Below are 17609 nucleotides of genomic sequence, written 5' to 3' on the forward strand. Positions count from 1 at the left end.
GTTTTTTTGTGTGTTATTATGCATGTATTAATGCGCTTTAAATACGTGCATGCGTCGTTTTGATCGGTGGATTTTTTTGTATCAGTATCACACTCTTGCGTATTTTCGTATTAATTATAAATAAATTTATTCGAGGAGGTTTTTTATTATGGGTAAAAAACATGAAACCCCGCTTCTTGACGAACTAAAAAAGGGAAAGTGGGTCAGTTTTGTCAGGGAAATCGAAAGAGCGGCTGAGAAGAGCGAAAGAACTGAAGACCTTTTAGGTCAGGTTGAGCAATCTTACAGGGATAAAGTTACTCACTGGAAACATGGTGGTATGGCAGGTGTCAAGGGATACGGAGCCGGAATGGTCGGTAGATTTACCGAATTTCCTGATAAATATCCCGGTGTTAAAGAGTGTCATTCAATGAGAATTAACCAAGTATCGGGCTTTTTTTACAATTCGGATGTTCTTAGAAAAATTGCGAATATCGCCGAGAAACATGGTGGAGGACTTTTAAATTTACACGGTTCTACCGGAGATATCCAAGTTTTGGGTCTTAGGCAGTCCGAAGCAGAAGAAGCTTTTCAGGCATATGCAGAATTAGGATTTGATTTAGGCGGAGGCGGTTCCGATCTAAGAACTCCTTCCTGCTGCGTAGGTCAGGCAAGATGCGAGTTCGCTAATTATGATACTCTTAAGATTTGCTATGATTTAACACAAGCGTATCAGGATGAACTACATAGGCCGCTTTTTAATTATAAATTCAAATTCAAATTTTCTGGTTGCGCTAATGACTGTGTTGCATCGGCTTCAAGGTCAGATATGGCTTTTATCGGGACGTGGAAGGATAGCATAAAAATAAATCAGGATGAAGTAAAAAATTACGTAAAGAAATTTAATGTCCAGAAGTATGTTATTGATAAATGCCCTACAAAATGCATATGGTTTGAAGAAGATAATCTCGTCATAGACGATCCTAACTGCGTTAAATGCATGCATTGTATAAATAAAATGCCTAAGGCATTGAGACCTGGAGACGAAAAAGGCGCATCTATTTTATTAGGCGCTAAAGCACCGTTAGTTACCGGTCCCAGGATGGGCATGATGTTTATTCCGTTTTACGATATTTTGGAAGACAGCAAAAATAATTATGAATGGTTGAAACAGTTGATAAGCAACATATGGGATTTCTGGGATGAATACGGCGTCACGAGAGAGAGAATAGGAGAACTTATGCAGAGGGTCGGGGTCGTAACTTTCTTAGAAGGGATAGGATTAGAACCTACACCGGAAATGGTCGATCATCCAAGAAGCAATCCGTTTATTAAATTTGAGGACGAGGAAGCGGAAGAAAACGATTGATTTCATTGATGCAGGATATAATTATTTAATCTTTATTTAATTAAAATTGTCATATATAAATATTTGGAGGTTGTTATGCCGGAAGAGGCTAAAAATAAAAGATTGACGGACATTGGTCCACATGACTTTCATGATTATTTACCACCTGTTATCAAAAAAAATTACGGCAAATGGGCATATCACGAAATTTTAGATGCCGGAAGCATGGTACATGTTGCAGAAAGCGGTGATAAATTATATACGGTAAGAGTCGGTTCTCCAAGATTGGTGAGTGGTAGTTTTGTTAGAGATTTATGTGATTTAGCGGATAAATATTGCAGTGGTTACTTAAGGTTCACTACAAGAAATAACGTTGAGTTTTTACTTGAAGATGAAAAAAATATTGAACCCCTTAAACAGGATATTGCCAAATTAGGCTTAGCCGCAGGGGGTATTGGAAATGTAGTTGCAAATATTGTTCATACACAGGGCTGGGTGCACTGTCATACTTCTGCCAGTGATGCATCCGGTGTTGTAAAATCCGTTATGGATGACTTATATGGATATTTCGTTGAAGAAAAATTGCCGGCAAAAGTTAGAATTGCTTTTGCGTGTTGTCTTAATATGTGCGGTTCGGTCGCTTCGTCCGATATTGCTATACTCGGAACGCACAGAAAGCCGCCTAGAATAAATCAGGAGAGGCTTTTAAATTTATGTGAAATACCAAGTACTATTGCGGCATGCCCGACTAATTCCATAAGACCTGATACTCAGGACGGTAAACAGACCTTAAGGATTAATGAGGAAACCTGCGTATTTTGCGGAAGTTGTTATACGGTTTGTCCTGCGATGCCTATTGCGGACCCTGCTACTGACGGGCTTTCCATATGGGTTGGGGGTAAAGTGTCTAATGCGAGAACAAAGCCTACATTTTCAAAATTAGTTATTCCGTTCATTCCTAACGACCCGCCTAGATGGCCTAAGGTAGTTGAAGCGGTAAAGACGATATTGGATGCATACAAAGAGGGAGCGGAGTCAGGGGAAAGGGTTGTCGAATGGATAGAAAGGATCGGCTGGCCGAGGTTCTTTAAGATAACCGGGTTTAAATTTACCAAATATCATGTAGATGACTTTAGACTTGCTGAAACTACGATGAACTATTCGTCTCATACAAGGCTTTAATCTACAAATTAAAACAAACTAAGAGGAAAATATTATGACCGACGAAACAAAAAAAAGGTTGGAAGATAAAATTATCGGAACTGTTAAAGAATATACCGGTAAGAAGAGATTTAAGCCTATAGATATAGTAAAGGAGATGGAAAAAGAATTTTCCGGAGATGGCCTATCTAAAGCTGAGATTAAGGGAACCTTAAAGGAAATAATGGACGAAGGCAAGTTGGTCTATGGGTATGCCGGAGGGAGCTATCTGGCTATCCCTGAAGAAAGTAATTAATCGTAACTTCAACATGTCTCAATAATATTTTGGAATTATTATGAGGATAATTTTATGCTTGAATTAAAAAAAATTAAAAAACCGACGAAGGTATCGTTGAGTTCGGGAGTAGGGATGGAGCAGTCGCCTTTTAGACCTAAATATGTCGAAAAAAGGCCTCCCTGCATGGATACTTGTCCTAATGGTACGAGAGTTAGGGATTATATACAGTATATAGCGCAGAGCGAATCATACGAGAGGTCGCTGGATGAATCGTTGACGGAGGCTTTTTATCTGCTTACCGAATCTAATCCTCTGCCTTCTACGACCGGAAGGGTATGTCCCCATCCGTGCGAGGATGAATGTAATCGTAAATACAAGGACAAGTCTGTTGCGATAAACGCGATAGAAATGTTTGTAGGAGATTACGGAATAAAAAACAATTTAAGTTTTAAGAAACTTTCGGACACCCAAAGGAAGGAAAAAGTTGCCATAATAGGCGCCGGTCCTGCCGGTCTTTCCTGTGCCTATCATCTATCTATAAGGGGTTACGGAGTTACCATATATGAAAAATTTAAAGAACCGGGTGGATACTTAAGATATGGGATACCTTCCTTTAGGCTTCCGCTTGATGTAATAGATGCAGAAGTAAAGCGTATTAAGGATTTAGGAGTAGAAATAAAAACCGGTATCAATATCGGTTCTGATATCTCTATAGACAAACTCAAATCAGACTATGATGCCGTTTTTGTTGCCATCGGTACGCATGAGCCCATCAAGATGAGAATGGATGGAGCCGATGCGCCTAATGTTTATACGGGCATTGAGTTTCTTCAAAAAGCCGCTTCCGGAGAAATTAAAGATGCCGGCAAAGAGGTAGTCGTTATAGGGAGCGACAGCGCAATGGACGCCGGTATGGTTGCAAAAAGGCTTGGCGCAAACGTAACGTTTATTTATAATAAGGGAACACTGAACGATATTTCCGAGATAGAAGAAAAAGGCTCTACGGAGGTCAAGGAAGGTCATGCCGAAGGGATTAATTTTGAATTCTTATTCGCTTTGGATAAAATTATCACGGAAAACGGAAAAGCGACAACGGTACAGTTAAAAAAGATGAAGCTTTCCGAAAAAGACGCTTCAGGAAGGGTTCATCCTATTATAATAGAGGGTGGCGTGAATCTTAACCTCAAGCTCGACACGTTGATATATTCTTTTGGGCAAAAGCCTGATTACAAAGGATTAGAGGGTTTTACGAAAAACGAAAACAACGAATTTCTCAATGTGGATGATAAGTATCTGATTGCAAACGAAGATAAGGTTTTTGCAGGAGGAGATATATTAAAATTCGGATTAGTGACGGATGCTATCGGCATGGGCAGGTATGCCGCTTACTCTATACATGAAAAGTTGAGTGGGGAACCAATAAAGAAAGACGAGAGAACGGTTGTTAAATACGGAGATGCGGTAAACTATGAAGGCAAAAATATGTATTTGGCATATTTTCAAGAAGCGGAAAGACATGAAAGGACGGCAAGAGACGCTTCTGTCAGGATTAACGACTTTGATGGTATACTGAACGATTTAAGCATGGATGATTTAATTGCTGAGGCTAAAAGATGTATCAGCTGCGGCATGTGCTTCGATTGCGGTAGCTGTTTTGAATATTGCTCTCAGAGTGCCATCAAAAAATTACCTAAAGGACAGCATTTTGAATTTCATCTTGAAACATGTAATGGCTGTAAAAAATGTGCTGAAAGTTGTCCTTGCGGCTATATAGACATGATTTAATTTAATGTTGATTAATATTAAAAAATAAAATTAAAGGAGGATTCACTTTATGGCAAGTTTTGAATATAATGGGAAGACGATTGAAACAGACGACGAGGGGTATCTTCAAAATTTAGTTGACTGGGACAAGGGTCTTGCTGAAGTTCTCGCAGAGCAGGAAAGTGTGGAACTTACTGACAAGCACTGGAAACTTATCGAATGGATAAGGGATTATTTTCAAAAGTATCAAGTAGCTCCGGCTATTAAGTCTCTTGCAAGAGAGGTTATGAAGCTTGAAAATTTACCGGATAAAAAGGAAGCAAATAGATTTGTTTATGAATTATTTCCTGAGGGTCCGGCTAAACAGCTTGCTAAAATAGCAGGGCTTCCTAAGCCTACAGGCTGCGTTTAATTGATTCAAATTATAATTTTATTTATAAATTCATGAGTTTGCTCAAAGTTCAAGGTATAAGGGAAGGTCGGATAATTATCCGACCTTCCCTATGGAAAATAGGATTTTTATTAAAATAATATAATTTATCATTATTTATTTAGGGAGGGGAATATGGTGCCTCTTAATTTAACCACGGCAATATTTTTATTATTAACGTATACGGCTGGTTTAATTTTTGTAATAGGAGTAGTATTAAGAATATATCAATATGCAACGACTCCTCAGCCTATTAAGATTCCTCTTACGCCGGCTCCGTTAACTTCCGGTGGGGCTTTTATCCGAATTTTAGGAGAGGTCTTTTTTTTTAGAAGTCTTTTTAGATCTAATAAATGGACATGGATTTTCGGATATTCTTTTCATGTTGCGTTTTTCGTTTTGATATTTATGCATTTTTTAAGGCATTTTGTATACGTAAGTCCGTTACCCTGGTGGTACGGCATATTCGTAGGTATAGGAATAGTCTGCGGTATCGTTATGGTTTTGGCCCTTTTTCTTCTCTTCTTAAGAAGAATAATCATAGAGCGCGTTAAGTTTATTTCGTTGTTTGCAGATTATATCATACTGATTCTTTTAATGCTTATAGCGTTAGCAGGTTTGTTTTTGAATTACGTTATATCCCCGACCGCCTTGACTGTAATAGACAAGCATCTTGGTCCTTACGTAAACGGGATCTTAACCTTGCAATTTGCAAATATTCCGTCAAGCCCTCTTTTTTTAATTCATTATTCGCTTGTGTTGCTGCTTATAGCTTATATTCCATTCAGCAAAATAATGCATTTTGTGGGGATATTCTTTTCACCTACAAGAATCATGTCCGATAATCCCGTGGAGAAGAGATATTATAAGCCGCGCGCAAAAGATTTGTCGATTTAAAAGAGGAAAAAGCACATCTTGTTTGCGATATAGGCGATTTGTGATTTTAATTGTATTAATTTAACGGTTAAAAACGGAGGGATATATATATGGCTAAGCCAAAAGAGAAATATAAGGTTCCTGTTTTAGATGGAAAAATTCCTATACCTAAAATCGTTCCGGGGGCTTTTGCATATGAGCATATGATCGGAGCTCAAGAAGAAGATATGCAGGCATTGGGTTTTCCGGCTAAATTGCAAGACGGTTGGAAGGAAAAGGCTATCGGCGTGTTTAAAGAGATACTCGACCATAATAAAGCGGTCAGAGATTATATGGATATTTGTGTCAGATGCGGTGCTTGTACAGATAAATGTCAGTTCTTTTTAGGGACTTCGGATCCTAACAATATGCCTGTTCAGAGGCAAGAGCTTATGAGGAAGGTATACAGATATTACTTTACCCCCTCTGGATTTTTTAAGACGCTTTCTAATTCTCAAGAGTTGACCGAAGAAGTTTTGAAAGATTGGTACACATATTATTATCAGTGTTCGGAGTGTAGAAGATGTTCCCTTTTTTGTCCTTATGGTATTGATACCGCGGAAATCACTATGGCGGCAAGGCATATAATGGATTCAATAGGATTGGGACATAAATACGCAACCGAGGTTATTCATAAAGTATATAAAACAGGTAACAATATAGGGATACCGCCTCTTGCCTTAAGACGTACGCTTGATGACTTGGAAGAGGAAATGAATGAAGAATCGGGTAAAGACGTTAAAATTCCTATGGATGTGGAGGGTGCCGATGTTTTATTGGTACCGCCTTCCGCGGATTTTTTTGCAATGCCTCATATGGAATCGCTCAAGGGGTATGCAAAGGTGTTTCATAAGGCGGGTATAAGCTATACTGTTTCTTCATATGCCTCGGAAGCCGGTAATTTCGGTATGTTTTTGGGGAGCTATAAAAATGCCAAAGAAATTAATAAGCGAATCTGGGATGATGCCAGGAGATTAAAGGTTAAGAGAGTTATTATGGGTGAATGCGGACATGCATGGAGAGCCGCTTATAATTATTCTAATACAATGAACGGTCCATTTGATTTCTTGGATAGCAAATATAGACAGCCTACGCATATCTGTGATTTTACCTTGGGACTCGTAAAAGACGGGGTTATAAAGCTTGATCCTTCGGCTAACGACGACAAGGTGGTTACATTTCATGATTCGTGTATGATAGCGCGGTCATCGAGAATAGGTGATTTTGCCGGCGGTCAGTTTGTTATACCTAGGGAACTTATTAAAGCGGCAGCTAACAAATTTGTTGAGTTAAGGGTAGGCACGACTAAAGAAAAGACTTTTTGTTGCGGGGGCGGAGGCAGCCTGCTGGCAGAAGAGGTTATGAACGTTCGTATAGCCGGGGCTATGCCGAGAATGCAGACGATAAAGGAAGCGGTTGATAATCACGGCGTTAACTTTTGCGCTTGTATCTGTGCAATTTGCAAGACTCAATTTACGAAAATGTTTCCTATTTACGGGTTTGATGCCGAAATGGTTGGAGGAATCCATCAGTTAGTCAGTAATGCAATATTAATGTAAAGAAATAAAGTAGGCTTTGAATACAAACTTATAATTTAAACAGTTAAGGAGGGTTTAATGAAATTCGGTATTCTTGTCAAAGACGGTCCGTACATGCATCAGGCTATGGATACTGCATACAACTTTATAGTTGCGGCAATGGAGGCGGGGCATGAGATAACCGGCGTGTTTTTTTATAACGACGGGGTTTATAATAGATGTAGCGCTATGGAACCCCCGCGGGATGAAAGAAATATTATGAAAATACTTTCAGAGCTTGAGCTTAAGGGAGTAAAGATGATAGTATGCGTCGCCGCAGGAAAGAGAAGGGGAGTTGTTGATACAACGGTTTGCGACGCTAATGAGATATCGGGTCTCGGTCAGCTTTTAGAGCTTTGCATAGTGTCCGACAGGATGATAACATTTTAATATTATTTTTGGCAGGAATATAATATATATAATTTTGTAAATTATCTTTTATATAGGAGCCGGTAGAATGTCTGAACAGGAAAAAACTAAGGTAATGTTTGTTTGCAGGACAGCTCCGTACGGAGTTGCTTTTGAGCAGGAAGCAATTGAAGCAATGGTTATGTTTGGCGCATATGAGCAGGATGTGAGCGTAGCTTTTTTGGACGACGGAGTTTTCTCTTTAAAGAAGGGGCAGGATCCTTCATTACTCGGAAAGAAGAATTTTTCAAAGACATATGAGATTTTAAAGGATGATTTTGATATTTCCAATATCTATGTAGAAAAGGAATCATTAGAAGAAAGAGGCTTAAGCGAAGGAGACCTTGTTGCAGAGGTTGAAATTTTGGATAGAAATGCATTGAGACAAAGAATGAACGAGATGAAAGCACTTTTATCATTTTAATTTTAACGAGAACGGTAAAAACCTATACGATATCGGGAGGAAATAAATATGCTTCACATTATTAAAAAGTCACCTTATGAAACCAATGCTTTGAATGATTCTATTAATTATTTAATGAAAAATGATATAGTCTTATTAATTGAAGACGCCGTATATACGGTAAAAAAAGGAGGCAAATTTGAAAATACTGTAAAAGGTATTTTGCAAAATAATAAAGTTTATTGTCTTGAAGCGGATATAAAAGCGAGGGGGATTTCGGAAGGCGAAATCGTAGAAAACGTCAAATTAATAGACTACAAAGGATTTGTAGAAAAGGTCTGCGAACAAAATCCGTTAACATGGCCGTAAAGATATTCGTACGGTCACCCATTTGCGCTATTTTTATTGGTGCATCTTTAAATTAGTGATTGACATTTCTTTAAAATAATAATAAATATATTACAATTGTTTTTTAAAGAGATGATCGATCTATACCTGATTAGCAAGTTAATAAGACAAATGAAATTAAAATAAATACAAAATTATCGGAGGAATAAATATATGGCATTAGTCAATCCTCACGGCAAGGAAAAGAAATTAAAGCCCTTATTACTTTCGGGCTCCGAGCTTGAAGAGGCAAAGAGTTATGCAAAAACGTTAAAGAAGTTGTCTATGACGTCAAGAGAAACATCTGATCTCATTATGATGGGAATAGGGGCGTTCACTCCGTTAGAAGGATTTATGGGCAAGAACGACTGGAGAGGTGTTTGTGATAATTTTACCATGGAAGACGGAACGTTTTGGCCTATACCCATAACCCTTTCCATAGACAAGGAAATGGCAGCCGATGTTAAAATAGGTGAAGATATAACATTACTTGACTTGGAAACCTCTGAAATTATGGGAATAATTACGGTAAGTGAGAAATATTCTATCGACAAGGCATATGAGTGCGAGAAGATATTCAAAACGACCGATACGGAGCATCCCGGAGTTCAAAAAGTCATGGCCCAGGGAGATATTAACATAGCCGGAAAAGTCAAGGTATTAAGCGAAAGCTACTATCCTACTAAATTTAAAGATATATATATGCGTCCCTTAGAAGTGAGAAAAATATTTGAGGAAAAGGGATGGAGTACGGTGGCTGCTTTTCAAACCAGAAATCCAATGCATCGTTCTCACGAATACCTTGCAAAGGTGGCTATAGAGACTACAGACGGTGTTTTAATCCATCAGCTTATCGGCAAATTGAAGCCGGGCGATATACCTGCAAACGTGAGGGCAGTTGCTATTAATACCCTTATAGACAAATATTTTGTAAAAAATACTATCGTGCAGGCAGGCTACCCTATGGAAATGAGATATGCCGGACCGAGAGAGGCGTTGCTTCATGCGGTTTTCAGGCAAAATTACGGTTGTTCCCACTTGATTGTCGGCAGGGATCACGCAGGGGTCGGGGATTATTACGGACCGTTTGATGCTCATAAAATATTTGACGAAATTCCGAAAAATGCTCTTGAATTAAAACCGTTTAAAATGGATTGGACGTTTTATTGCCGTAAGTGCGACGGTATGGCGTCGACAAGGACGTGTCCTCATCCGAAAGAAGACAGGCTTGTATTAAGCGGAACTATGCTTAGAAAGCTCTTATCGGAAGGACAGGAAATTCCGGATCATTTTTCGAGGATAGAAGTATTGGCGATATTAAAAGATTATTATGCTTCTCTTTCTAAAAACGACAAGGTTGACGTCAAATTGAATAAGGCATCAAGGGGAGAAATATAATATAGAGCGTTATTTTGTTTAATAATAATAATAATATAATTAAGGAGGTATGAAAATGCCAAGTTTTGTAATTGCAGAAAAATGCGACGGTTGCAAGGGGAGAGATAAGACTGCATGTCAATATATCTGCCCTAACGACCTTATGGTCCTCAATAAGGACATAATGAAGGCTTACAACCAGGAAGCCGATCAGTGCTGGGAGTGTTATAACTGTGTAAAAATATGTCCCCAGTCTGCCGTAGAGATTAGGGCATATCAGGATTTTGCTCCTATGGGTGCTTCTGTTATTCCAATGCGTGGCTCTGATTCGATAATGTGGACTATAAAGTATCGGAATGGCAAGATTAAGAGATTTAAGTTTCCGATCAGAACGACACCGGAAGGTGGTATAGATCCGTATCAGGGAATACCGGAAGTAATTAACGAGGATTTAAAGAGTGAAATTCTATGCGATGAAATCGGTCAAACGCTTATCGTTCCAAAAAAAATAGTATAAAAAGATTAGGATTGATCGAATTGTTTTAAAATTAAATTTATAAAATAAGGGGATGATTTGTTATGGCTGAACTAAAGGGTTCAATGACAAGCGCTGAAGTTTTAAACAACTACACTATAGAAGAGATCGATACAGATGTTCTGATTGTAGGCGGAGGTATGGTAGGATGCGGAGCGGCATTCGAAATTAAAAAATGGGCTCCGAAAGACATGAAAATAACCATGGTTGAAAAGGCTGCGATAGATAGAAGCGGAGCCGTTGCAATGGGTCTTTCGGCAATCAATACGTATCTTGGAGATAATACTCCTGAAGATTATGTCAAACATGTTGCTAACGACCTAATGGGAATCGTAAGGGAAGATTTGATATACGATGTGGGTAGACATGTAGATGCTTCAGTCAAGTTATTTGAGAAATTAGGGCTTCCTATATTTAAAGAAGAAGAAAACGGCAAAAGCATTGAAGAAGGCGGTAAGCCTCTTAGGGCAGGAAGATGGCAGATAATGATACACGGAGAGTCCTATAAGGTTCTTGTTGCCGAAGCTGCAAGGAAAGCAATTGGTCAAGAAAATATTTATGAAAGGATTTTTATAACAGAACTTCTTATGGACGAAAAGCATGAAAATAGGGTTGCGGGTGCAATCGGTTTCAGCTTGAGAGAAGCGAAAATTTATATATTTAAAGCAAAATCCGTAATTATGGCTTGCGGCGGAGCGGTCAATGTCTTTAGACCGAGGTCTCAGGCGGAAGGAATGGGAAGAACATGGTATGCTATATGGAATGCCGGTTCTACATATGCAATGGGATATGAAGCCGGAGCAGAAATGACGACTATGGAAAACAGATTTGTTCCTAATAGGTTCAAAGATGGTTACGGTCCTGTAGGTGCATGGTTTACTCTGTTTAAATCAAGGGTCTTAAATGCACATGGTGAGGATTATATGCAAAAGTGGGGAGATATGCTTAAGGATTTTCCTCCGTACGGTCTAGCGAAGGTTCCGGCAACATGCCTTTGGAACCATGTTATGTTAAAGGATTGGATGGAAGGTAACGGCCCGTTTTATATGAATACGTCGGGAGCTATGAAGGCTCTTTTTGAAACGCTTCCTGAGAAAAGAAAAAAATCGCTTGAAGCCGATGCATGGGAAGATTTCTTGGATATGACGGTTTCGCAGGCCGGAATTTGGGCTGCAAATGATATTGATCCTGCAGAGACTAATTCTGAAGTTATGCCGACAGAACCATATTTTCTCGGTTCACATGCCGGAGCATGTGGAATGTGGGTTAGCGGACCTGCTGATGTTTCACCGAAAGAATATCAATGGGGCTATAACCGTATGACAACCGTAAACGGTCTTTTCACCGGCGGAGACGGCGTTGGAGCTTCAGGCCATAAATTTTCATCCGGTTCCTATGCGGAGGGAAGAATTGCTGCAAAATCTGCCGTAAGGTTTGTTTTGGACGATTCCGGATTTACTCCTACCGTTCATACCGACATAAAGGTTCTTGCCGAAAAGATATACGGGCCTATGATTACCTATGAGAAGTTTAAGGGTTATTCGACCGAGCCGAATATTAATCCAAATTATATTAGACCGAGACTGTATCTTTTCAGGTTAAATAAACTTATGGATGAGTATGTTGCCGGTACTTCTACATTCTATAGAACTAGCGAAGCAAATCTTTTGAAAGGATTAGAACTCCTAAATAAACTCAAAGAAGATTCATCTAAGCTTGCTGCTTCCAATCTACACGAGTTAATGAGGGCATGGGAAAATTACCATAGGTCTGTCGTCGGAGAGCTCCATTTGAGACACGTATTATTTAGGGAAGAAACCAGATACCCCGGCTTCTATTACAGAACGGATCGTCCTAAGTTAGACGAAAAAAACTGGAAATTATTTGTTAATTCCAAACTTAACAAGACTACGGGACAACCGGAATTATTCAAAAAGCCGTATATTGAGTTAGTTCCTAAGGACTAAGTCGGTTAACTGTTACTGATGATATATGATATAGTATTCTCTCCCTCCTCTGTTTGCGAGGGGGGGGGGATGGTTTTTTAGCCCGTTTTTCAATGGGTATGTGAAAAAACGGTTAAAGTTTGTATTTAATTAGAATCTTAGCAATGGAGATTTAAAGTTGAGTAAGTCAAATAATGAAAATCCTGTTCTTATAATCGGCGGAGGGCATAGCGGGGTTTCGACTGCTCTTGAAATTACGGAGGCAGCCAATAAAAAAGTTTATATAGTCGAAAAAAAGCATTACATAGGCGGAAGGGTTTTGCAGATGTATAAATATTTTCCTAAGCTATGTCCGCCGTTTTGTGGATTTGAGATAAACGTTAAACGAATGAAATCTTCAGGTTCCGACAATATAGAGTTTTTTGTTTCATCCGTCGTAGAAGAAATAAATAAGGAAAAAAATGGAAACGGATATAGGGTTAAAATTCGACAAAAACCGCAGTATATAAATGATAACTGCACAATTTGCGGGGAATGCGTCGCGGCATGTCCGGAGAGCAGGCCTAACGACTTTAACTATGATATGGATATGACGAAGGCTATATATCTTCCTAATATATCGGCATTTCCGTCAAAGTATACCGTAGATGATAAATACTGTAAATTTTCTTCGTGTAAAAAGTGCGAAGAAGCGTGTAAATATAGTGCAATTGATCTCAATGCGAAAGAAAATACTTTTGAGATTAATGTTTCGAATATTATTTTTGCTACAGGCTGGAAACCTTATAGCGTTGAAAAATTAGAAAATTTGGGTTTCGGCAAGTTTAAAAATGTCATCACAAACGTGATGATGGAAAGACTGGCTGCGGATAGCGGTCCGACAAAAGGTAGAATATTAAGACCGTCGGACAATAAAAATGTTAATAATGTGGTTTTTATTCAGTGTGCCGGTTCAAGAAACGAAAAACACCTTCCTTACTGCTCGGCAGTTTGCTGTATGGCTTCTTTAAAACAGGCGCTTTATTTGAGGGATAAAAATCCGTCGTCCTCCCCGACTATTTTTTATATAGATTTAAGGACTCCCGGAAGATACGAAAAATTTCTCAACAAAGCCGTATGTGATGAAAATATTAAATTTAATAAGGGTGTTGTAGGGAAAATATCCGAGGACCATGCGTCCGGCGATCTTATACTTGACGTAGAGGATATACTTTCAGGTAAGAAAATAAAATTTAAGACTGAAATGGTGGTTCTGGCTGCAGGGATGTATCCTAACATAAAAGACGATTTAAGCGAGATAAAAATAGGCGGCGATGTCAAAATAGATTTGGATGAGAACGGGTTTATATTCAATGAAAACTTTGCAGACGGTATTTTTTCCGCCGGAGTTGCCAAGTTTCCTTTAGATGTGTATATGTCCGGTCAATCGGCAACGTCAGCGGCACTTTCCGTACTTCAATACGATCATAATATCGATAAATAATATAAGCAAAATAAAAACGAAGCAGGCGACAGGTAAAAGTAAATAAGGATATAGATATAGTTTTAATAAGGAGTGAAAATGGATAATAATGTAGGGGTTTATGTTTGTTCCGGATGTGATATAGGAAAAAGTCTTAACGTGGAAAGACTTATTAATACCGCAAACGATGCTAAACCGGCTGTATGTATAAGCCATGAATTTCTTTGCGGAGGAGAAGGCGTAAGTCTCATAAAAAAAGACATTACTGAAAAATCGATTAATAAGGTGGTAATAGTCGCATGCTCTATGCGCTCAAAACAGGATGTATTTAATTTCGATCCGTTGTCTATATATACCGAAAGAGTTAATATTAGAGAGCATGTTGTAAGGATAAGTCCTCCTAATAACGACAATACTCAATTCCTTGCCGAAGACTATATAAATATGGGAATTGCCAAGGCTAAGAAGGCCGAACCTCCGATTCCACTTGTTCAGGATCTGAATAAAACGATTCTTGTCGTCGGCGGCGGCGTAACGGGTCTTAACTCGGCAATAAATTCCGCTAAAGCGGGATATAATGTCGTATTAGTCGAAAAGAAGCCTAATTTTGGCGGTTTTCCGTATTCAAAGTATAAAAAATGGGAAACCAAGCCCCCTTTTGATAAGAATGTTCACATAAAGGAGGGTCTTGACCGGCTCATAAACGAAGTCGAAACTTCAAATAATATCAAAATCTATAAGAATTCTAAAATAAGGTCAATATCCGGTGCTCCGGGAAGATTTAGCGTTGAAGTAGAACCCGTGAATGAGAACGATAAGGTCAATGTAGTAAATGAAGATGTCGGGGCTATTGTCGTTGCAACCGGGTGGAAGCCTTATGAAGCAAAAAAATTGGATTATTTAGGTTATGGCTTATCGCCTGATATTTTGACGAACGTAGAGCTTGAAGAACTTTACTCCGACTTATATCAGGACGGCAAAAATGAAGATTTTACCGTTAGCAGAAAGTCTAATAATGAGCAGGTTAAGTCTGTTGCTTTTATACAATGTGCGGGTTCGAGAGATGAAAATCATCTACCTTACTGTTCTACTGTTTGCTGCATGTCTTCCCTTAAGGAAGCCGCTCTGATTAGAAAGAATAATCCGGATGCAAATATTTATATAATATATAAAGATATAAGAACTCTCGGAGAATACGAGAATTTTTACAGGAAGATGCAGGATGATGAAAGAATCTTTATGGTTAAAGGGGTTATCTCCGACGTATCTTACGATAAGGCAAATAATATTATAGATTTGAATGTAAAGGATACGCTTTTTAAGGGAGATATAACTTTAAACGTCGAAATGGTCGTGCTGGCTGCGGGAATGGTTCCTAACTCCGGTGATGTCGCCATTAACGGAGAGATGAAAGCGGAAGTAAATAACGATTCCGACGCAATGCCGGGAGCATCTTGCGAAGTGGCAGGCCCCGATATGTCGGCACAGGTTGCTAAAAGCGGAATATTGAATCTTAAGTATAGGCAGGGCAAGGAAATGCCGGATCTTGTTTACGGATTTCCGGATTCTAATTTTATATGTTTTCCTTATGAATCAAGGAGAACGGGAATATATTCGGCGGGTTCCGTTAGGGCACCCATGGATACCGTTTTTTCCGTTGACGATGCAAAGGGTGCGACATTGAAAGCAATACAATGCATCGAGCAGACCTCAAAGGGTAGAGCGGTGCATCCTCGTTCTAACGATATGACATATCCTTTTTTTGATTTGTCGCGGTGCACACAGTGTAAAAGATGTACTGAAGAGTGTCCGTTCGGCGCAATTGACGAAGACGAAAAGGGGACGCCTGAGCCTAATCCGGAAAGATGCAGGAGATGTGGAGTTTGTATGGGCGCATGCCCGGTAAGAGTAATATCTTTTAAGAATTATTCTCCGGATATTGTAGCGTCTATGATAAAAAGTCTTTATATTCCAGAAGAAGAGGAAGACGATAATTATAGGATTCTCGTGTTTGCATGCGAAAACGATGCCTATCCGGCGCTTGATATATTAGGTATTAACAAAATGAATCTATCGTCGAATATAAGGGTAATACCCGTCAGATGTTTGGGCTCTATAAATAACGTCTGGTATGCCGATGCTCTATCCAAAGGCATAGACGGAATATTGTTGCTGGGTTGCAAATACGGTGATGATTATCAGTGTCATTTTACAAAGGGTTCGGAGCTTGCGTCTTACAGAATGGTAAATCTTAAGGAAACTCTCACAAGGCTTGTTCTCGAAGAAGAAAGAATACGACAAGTTCAACTTGAATTCTCCGATTACATGAAACTTCCGGAAATGGTGGAAGATTTCGTAAATACGATAAAATCACTCGGACCTAATCCATATAAAGGTTTTTGACAGGAGGTTAAATTGGAAAATATTACGATAAAGACTGATAATAATTTAGTAAGTTATATAAAAAACGTTGGCGAGAGCAATTTTAAGAAATGTTTCCAGTGCGGAACATGTTCGGCGGTTTGCCCATTGTCCACGGAAGACAGGCCCTTTCCTCGGAAAGAGATGATATGGGCAGGGTGGGGGTTGAAAGAGAAATTGACGAGCGATTTAGATCCGTGGTTATGTTATTATTGCGGTGAGTGTTCTAAAAATTGCCCGAGAAACGCCGAGCCCGGAGAATTAATGATGTCGCTTCGCCGCTTTCTTGTGGGCGCATATGACTGGACCGGAATATCAAAACTTTTATACGGCTCCAAATATGCGGAATATATTGCACTGTTTATAGTGGCACTTATTGTTTTTATCGAATGGGCCATCCTTTTCGGATTATCACCCGCTGCGGGGCTTGCAATAAACCAAGCGGTATCTCCGGATAAGGTAGATTATTTTTTTGACTGGCCGATGACCGTATTTTTAGGGGCTATGCTCACATCGTTTATTTACAACATGTACCGCAAAACCGTTTTAAGCGATAGCAGCGTTAAGATTCCTTTCAAGCTTTATTTTACGGAAGGGTGGTCGCTAATATTTAATTTCTTTACACAATACAGGTATGCAAAATGCGACGACGGAGAAGAATCCTTCTTTAAGAAACTCACGGACGGAAAGTATAATTTCTGGCTTACACATCTGTTTCTTATGATAAGTTATGTTGCATTATTTATCGGTATTGTCTTCTTTTTGAACTGGTTTCAGGAGGAAAATAGCTTTCCGTTTCTCCATATAATTCTATTTGATTATTTTGCAAGCATCGGACTTATATTCGGAACCGTTTATTTCGTGATTAAAAGGTTTACTAAAAAAATAGAGAGGAGTAAGTTTTCCCATCATACGGACTGGATGTTTATAATACTTCTTTTCTTGACTGCTCTTACCGGAATTATACTGCGGGCGGTTATAGTTTATAAATTTCCTACTGCATTGATATTTTACGTATATTTGATTCATTTACTGATTTTATTGCCAATGTTGGTTATAGAAGTGCCGTTTTCCAAGTGGTCTCATTTAGCATACAGACCCGTAGCCATATACTTTGCTAATGTAAAAGAGAAGGCCAAGAATTTAGGTAATGTAGAAACAACCGATTAGCGTTAGTAATTATTAATAATTTAATATGATTGATTCATTTAAATCTTAA

Annotated in this window: 16 protein-coding genes; all 16 read left to right on the forward strand. The window is 38.9% G+C overall.

Features of this window, described 5'->3' with window-relative positions:
* The first annotated feature begins 148 nt into the window (after positions 1 to 148).
* The 16 genes from dsrA to ACMCNP_RS06560 all read left to right on the forward strand — a co-directional run bounded on the left by dsrA (position 149) and on the right by ACMCNP_RS06560 (position 17560).
* Positions 149 to 1348, forward strand: a complete 1200-nt coding sequence (dsrA, locus tag ACMCNP_RS06485) for a dissimilatory-type sulfite reductase subunit alpha (protein WP_419315413.1) — start codon at positions 149 to 151, stop codon at positions 1346 to 1348.
* A gap of 75 nt (positions 1349 to 1423) precedes the next feature.
* The gene (gene dsrB, locus ACMCNP_RS06490) at positions 1424 to 2509 is read left to right on the forward strand and encodes a dissimilatory-type sulfite reductase subunit beta (protein WP_419315415.1); all 1086 of its coding nucleotides are present in this window, start codon (positions 1424 to 1426) and stop codon (positions 2507 to 2509) included.
* Positions 2510 to 2543: 34 nt separating this feature from the next.
* Complete coding sequence (locus tag ACMCNP_RS06495; protein WP_419315417.1) at positions 2544 to 2783, forward strand: hypothetical protein; 240 nt, start codon at positions 2544 to 2546, stop codon at positions 2781 to 2783.
* 54 nt (positions 2784 to 2837) lie between these two features.
* Positions 2838 to 4550, forward strand: a complete 1713-nt coding sequence (locus ACMCNP_RS06500) for an NAD(P)-binding protein (protein ID WP_419315420.1) — start codon at positions 2838 to 2840, stop codon at positions 4548 to 4550.
* A 49-nt stretch (positions 4551 to 4599) separates the two neighbouring features.
* On the forward strand, positions 4600 to 4941 hold the full coding sequence (locus ACMCNP_RS06505; RefSeq protein ID WP_419315424.1) for a TusE/DsrC/DsvC family sulfur relay protein: 342 nt from the start codon (positions 4600 to 4602) through the stop codon (positions 4939 to 4941).
* 153 nt (positions 4942 to 5094) lie between these two features.
* A complete protein-coding gene (locus ACMCNP_RS06510; RefSeq protein ID WP_419315427.1) occupies positions 5095 to 5856 on the forward strand; it encodes a respiratory nitrate reductase subunit gamma in 762 nt (253 codons plus the stop codon).
* A gap of 89 nt (positions 5857 to 5945) precedes the next feature.
* The gene (dsrK, locus tag ACMCNP_RS06515; RefSeq protein ID WP_419315430.1) at positions 5946 to 7433 is read left to right on the forward strand and encodes a sulfate reduction electron transfer complex DsrMKJOP subunit DsrK; all 1488 of its coding nucleotides are present in this window, start codon (positions 5946 to 5948) and stop codon (positions 7431 to 7433) included.
* A 57-nt stretch (positions 7434 to 7490) separates the two neighbouring features.
* Complete coding sequence (gene tusD / locus ACMCNP_RS06520) at positions 7491 to 7841, forward strand: sulfurtransferase complex subunit TusD (RefSeq protein ID WP_419315433.1); 351 nt, start codon at positions 7491 to 7493, stop codon at positions 7839 to 7841.
* A 67-nt stretch (positions 7842 to 7908) separates the two neighbouring features.
* Entirely contained in the window at positions 7909 to 8283 is a 375-nt protein-coding gene (gene tusC, locus ACMCNP_RS06525) for a sulfurtransferase complex subunit TusC (protein WP_419315436.1), read from the forward strand.
* Positions 8284 to 8331: 48 nt separating this feature from the next.
* The gene (gene tusB / locus ACMCNP_RS06530) at positions 8332 to 8631 is read left to right on the forward strand and encodes a sulfurtransferase complex subunit TusB (protein ID WP_419315439.1); all 300 of its coding nucleotides are present in this window, start codon (positions 8332 to 8334) and stop codon (positions 8629 to 8631) included.
* A gap of 192 nt (positions 8632 to 8823) precedes the next feature.
* The gene (gene sat / locus ACMCNP_RS06535; RefSeq protein ID WP_419315441.1) at positions 8824 to 10047 is read left to right on the forward strand and encodes a sulfate adenylyltransferase; all 1224 of its coding nucleotides are present in this window, start codon (positions 8824 to 8826) and stop codon (positions 10045 to 10047) included.
* A 55-nt stretch (positions 10048 to 10102) separates the two neighbouring features.
* Positions 10103 to 10543: an adenylyl-sulfate reductase subunit beta gene (gene aprB / locus ACMCNP_RS06540; RefSeq protein WP_419315918.1), complete on the forward strand. Its 441-nt coding sequence runs from the start codon at positions 10103 to 10105 to the stop codon at positions 10541 to 10543.
* Between the two features lie 62 nt (positions 10544 to 10605).
* Positions 10606 to 12528, forward strand: a complete 1923-nt coding sequence (aprA, locus tag ACMCNP_RS06545; RefSeq protein ID WP_419315443.1) for an adenylyl-sulfate reductase subunit alpha — start codon at positions 10606 to 10608, stop codon at positions 12526 to 12528.
* A 157-nt stretch (positions 12529 to 12685) separates the two neighbouring features.
* Positions 12686 to 13990 carry an NAD(P)-binding protein gene (locus tag ACMCNP_RS06550; protein ID WP_419315446.1) on the forward strand — a complete coding sequence of 435 codons (1305 nt, stop codon included), beginning with the start codon at positions 12686 to 12688 and terminating at the stop codon, positions 13988 to 13990.
* 78 nt (positions 13991 to 14068) lie between these two features.
* The gene (locus ACMCNP_RS06555) at positions 14069 to 16372 is read left to right on the forward strand and encodes a hydrogenase iron-sulfur subunit (protein WP_419315448.1); all 2304 of its coding nucleotides are present in this window, start codon (positions 14069 to 14071) and stop codon (positions 16370 to 16372) included.
* A 12-nt stretch (positions 16373 to 16384) separates the two neighbouring features.
* Positions 16385 to 17560, forward strand: a complete 1176-nt coding sequence (locus ACMCNP_RS06560; protein ID WP_419315451.1) for a 4Fe-4S dicluster domain-containing protein — start codon at positions 16385 to 16387, stop codon at positions 17558 to 17560.
* The last annotated feature ends 49 nt before the right edge of the window (positions 17561 to 17609 follow it).

Origin of the sequence: Candidatus Acidulodesulfobacterium sp. H_13 (assembly GCF_048541835.1) — a bacterium.
Classification (GTDB): Bacteria; SZUA-79; SZUA-79; order Acidulodesulfobacterales; family Acidulodesulfobacteraceae; genus QIJE01.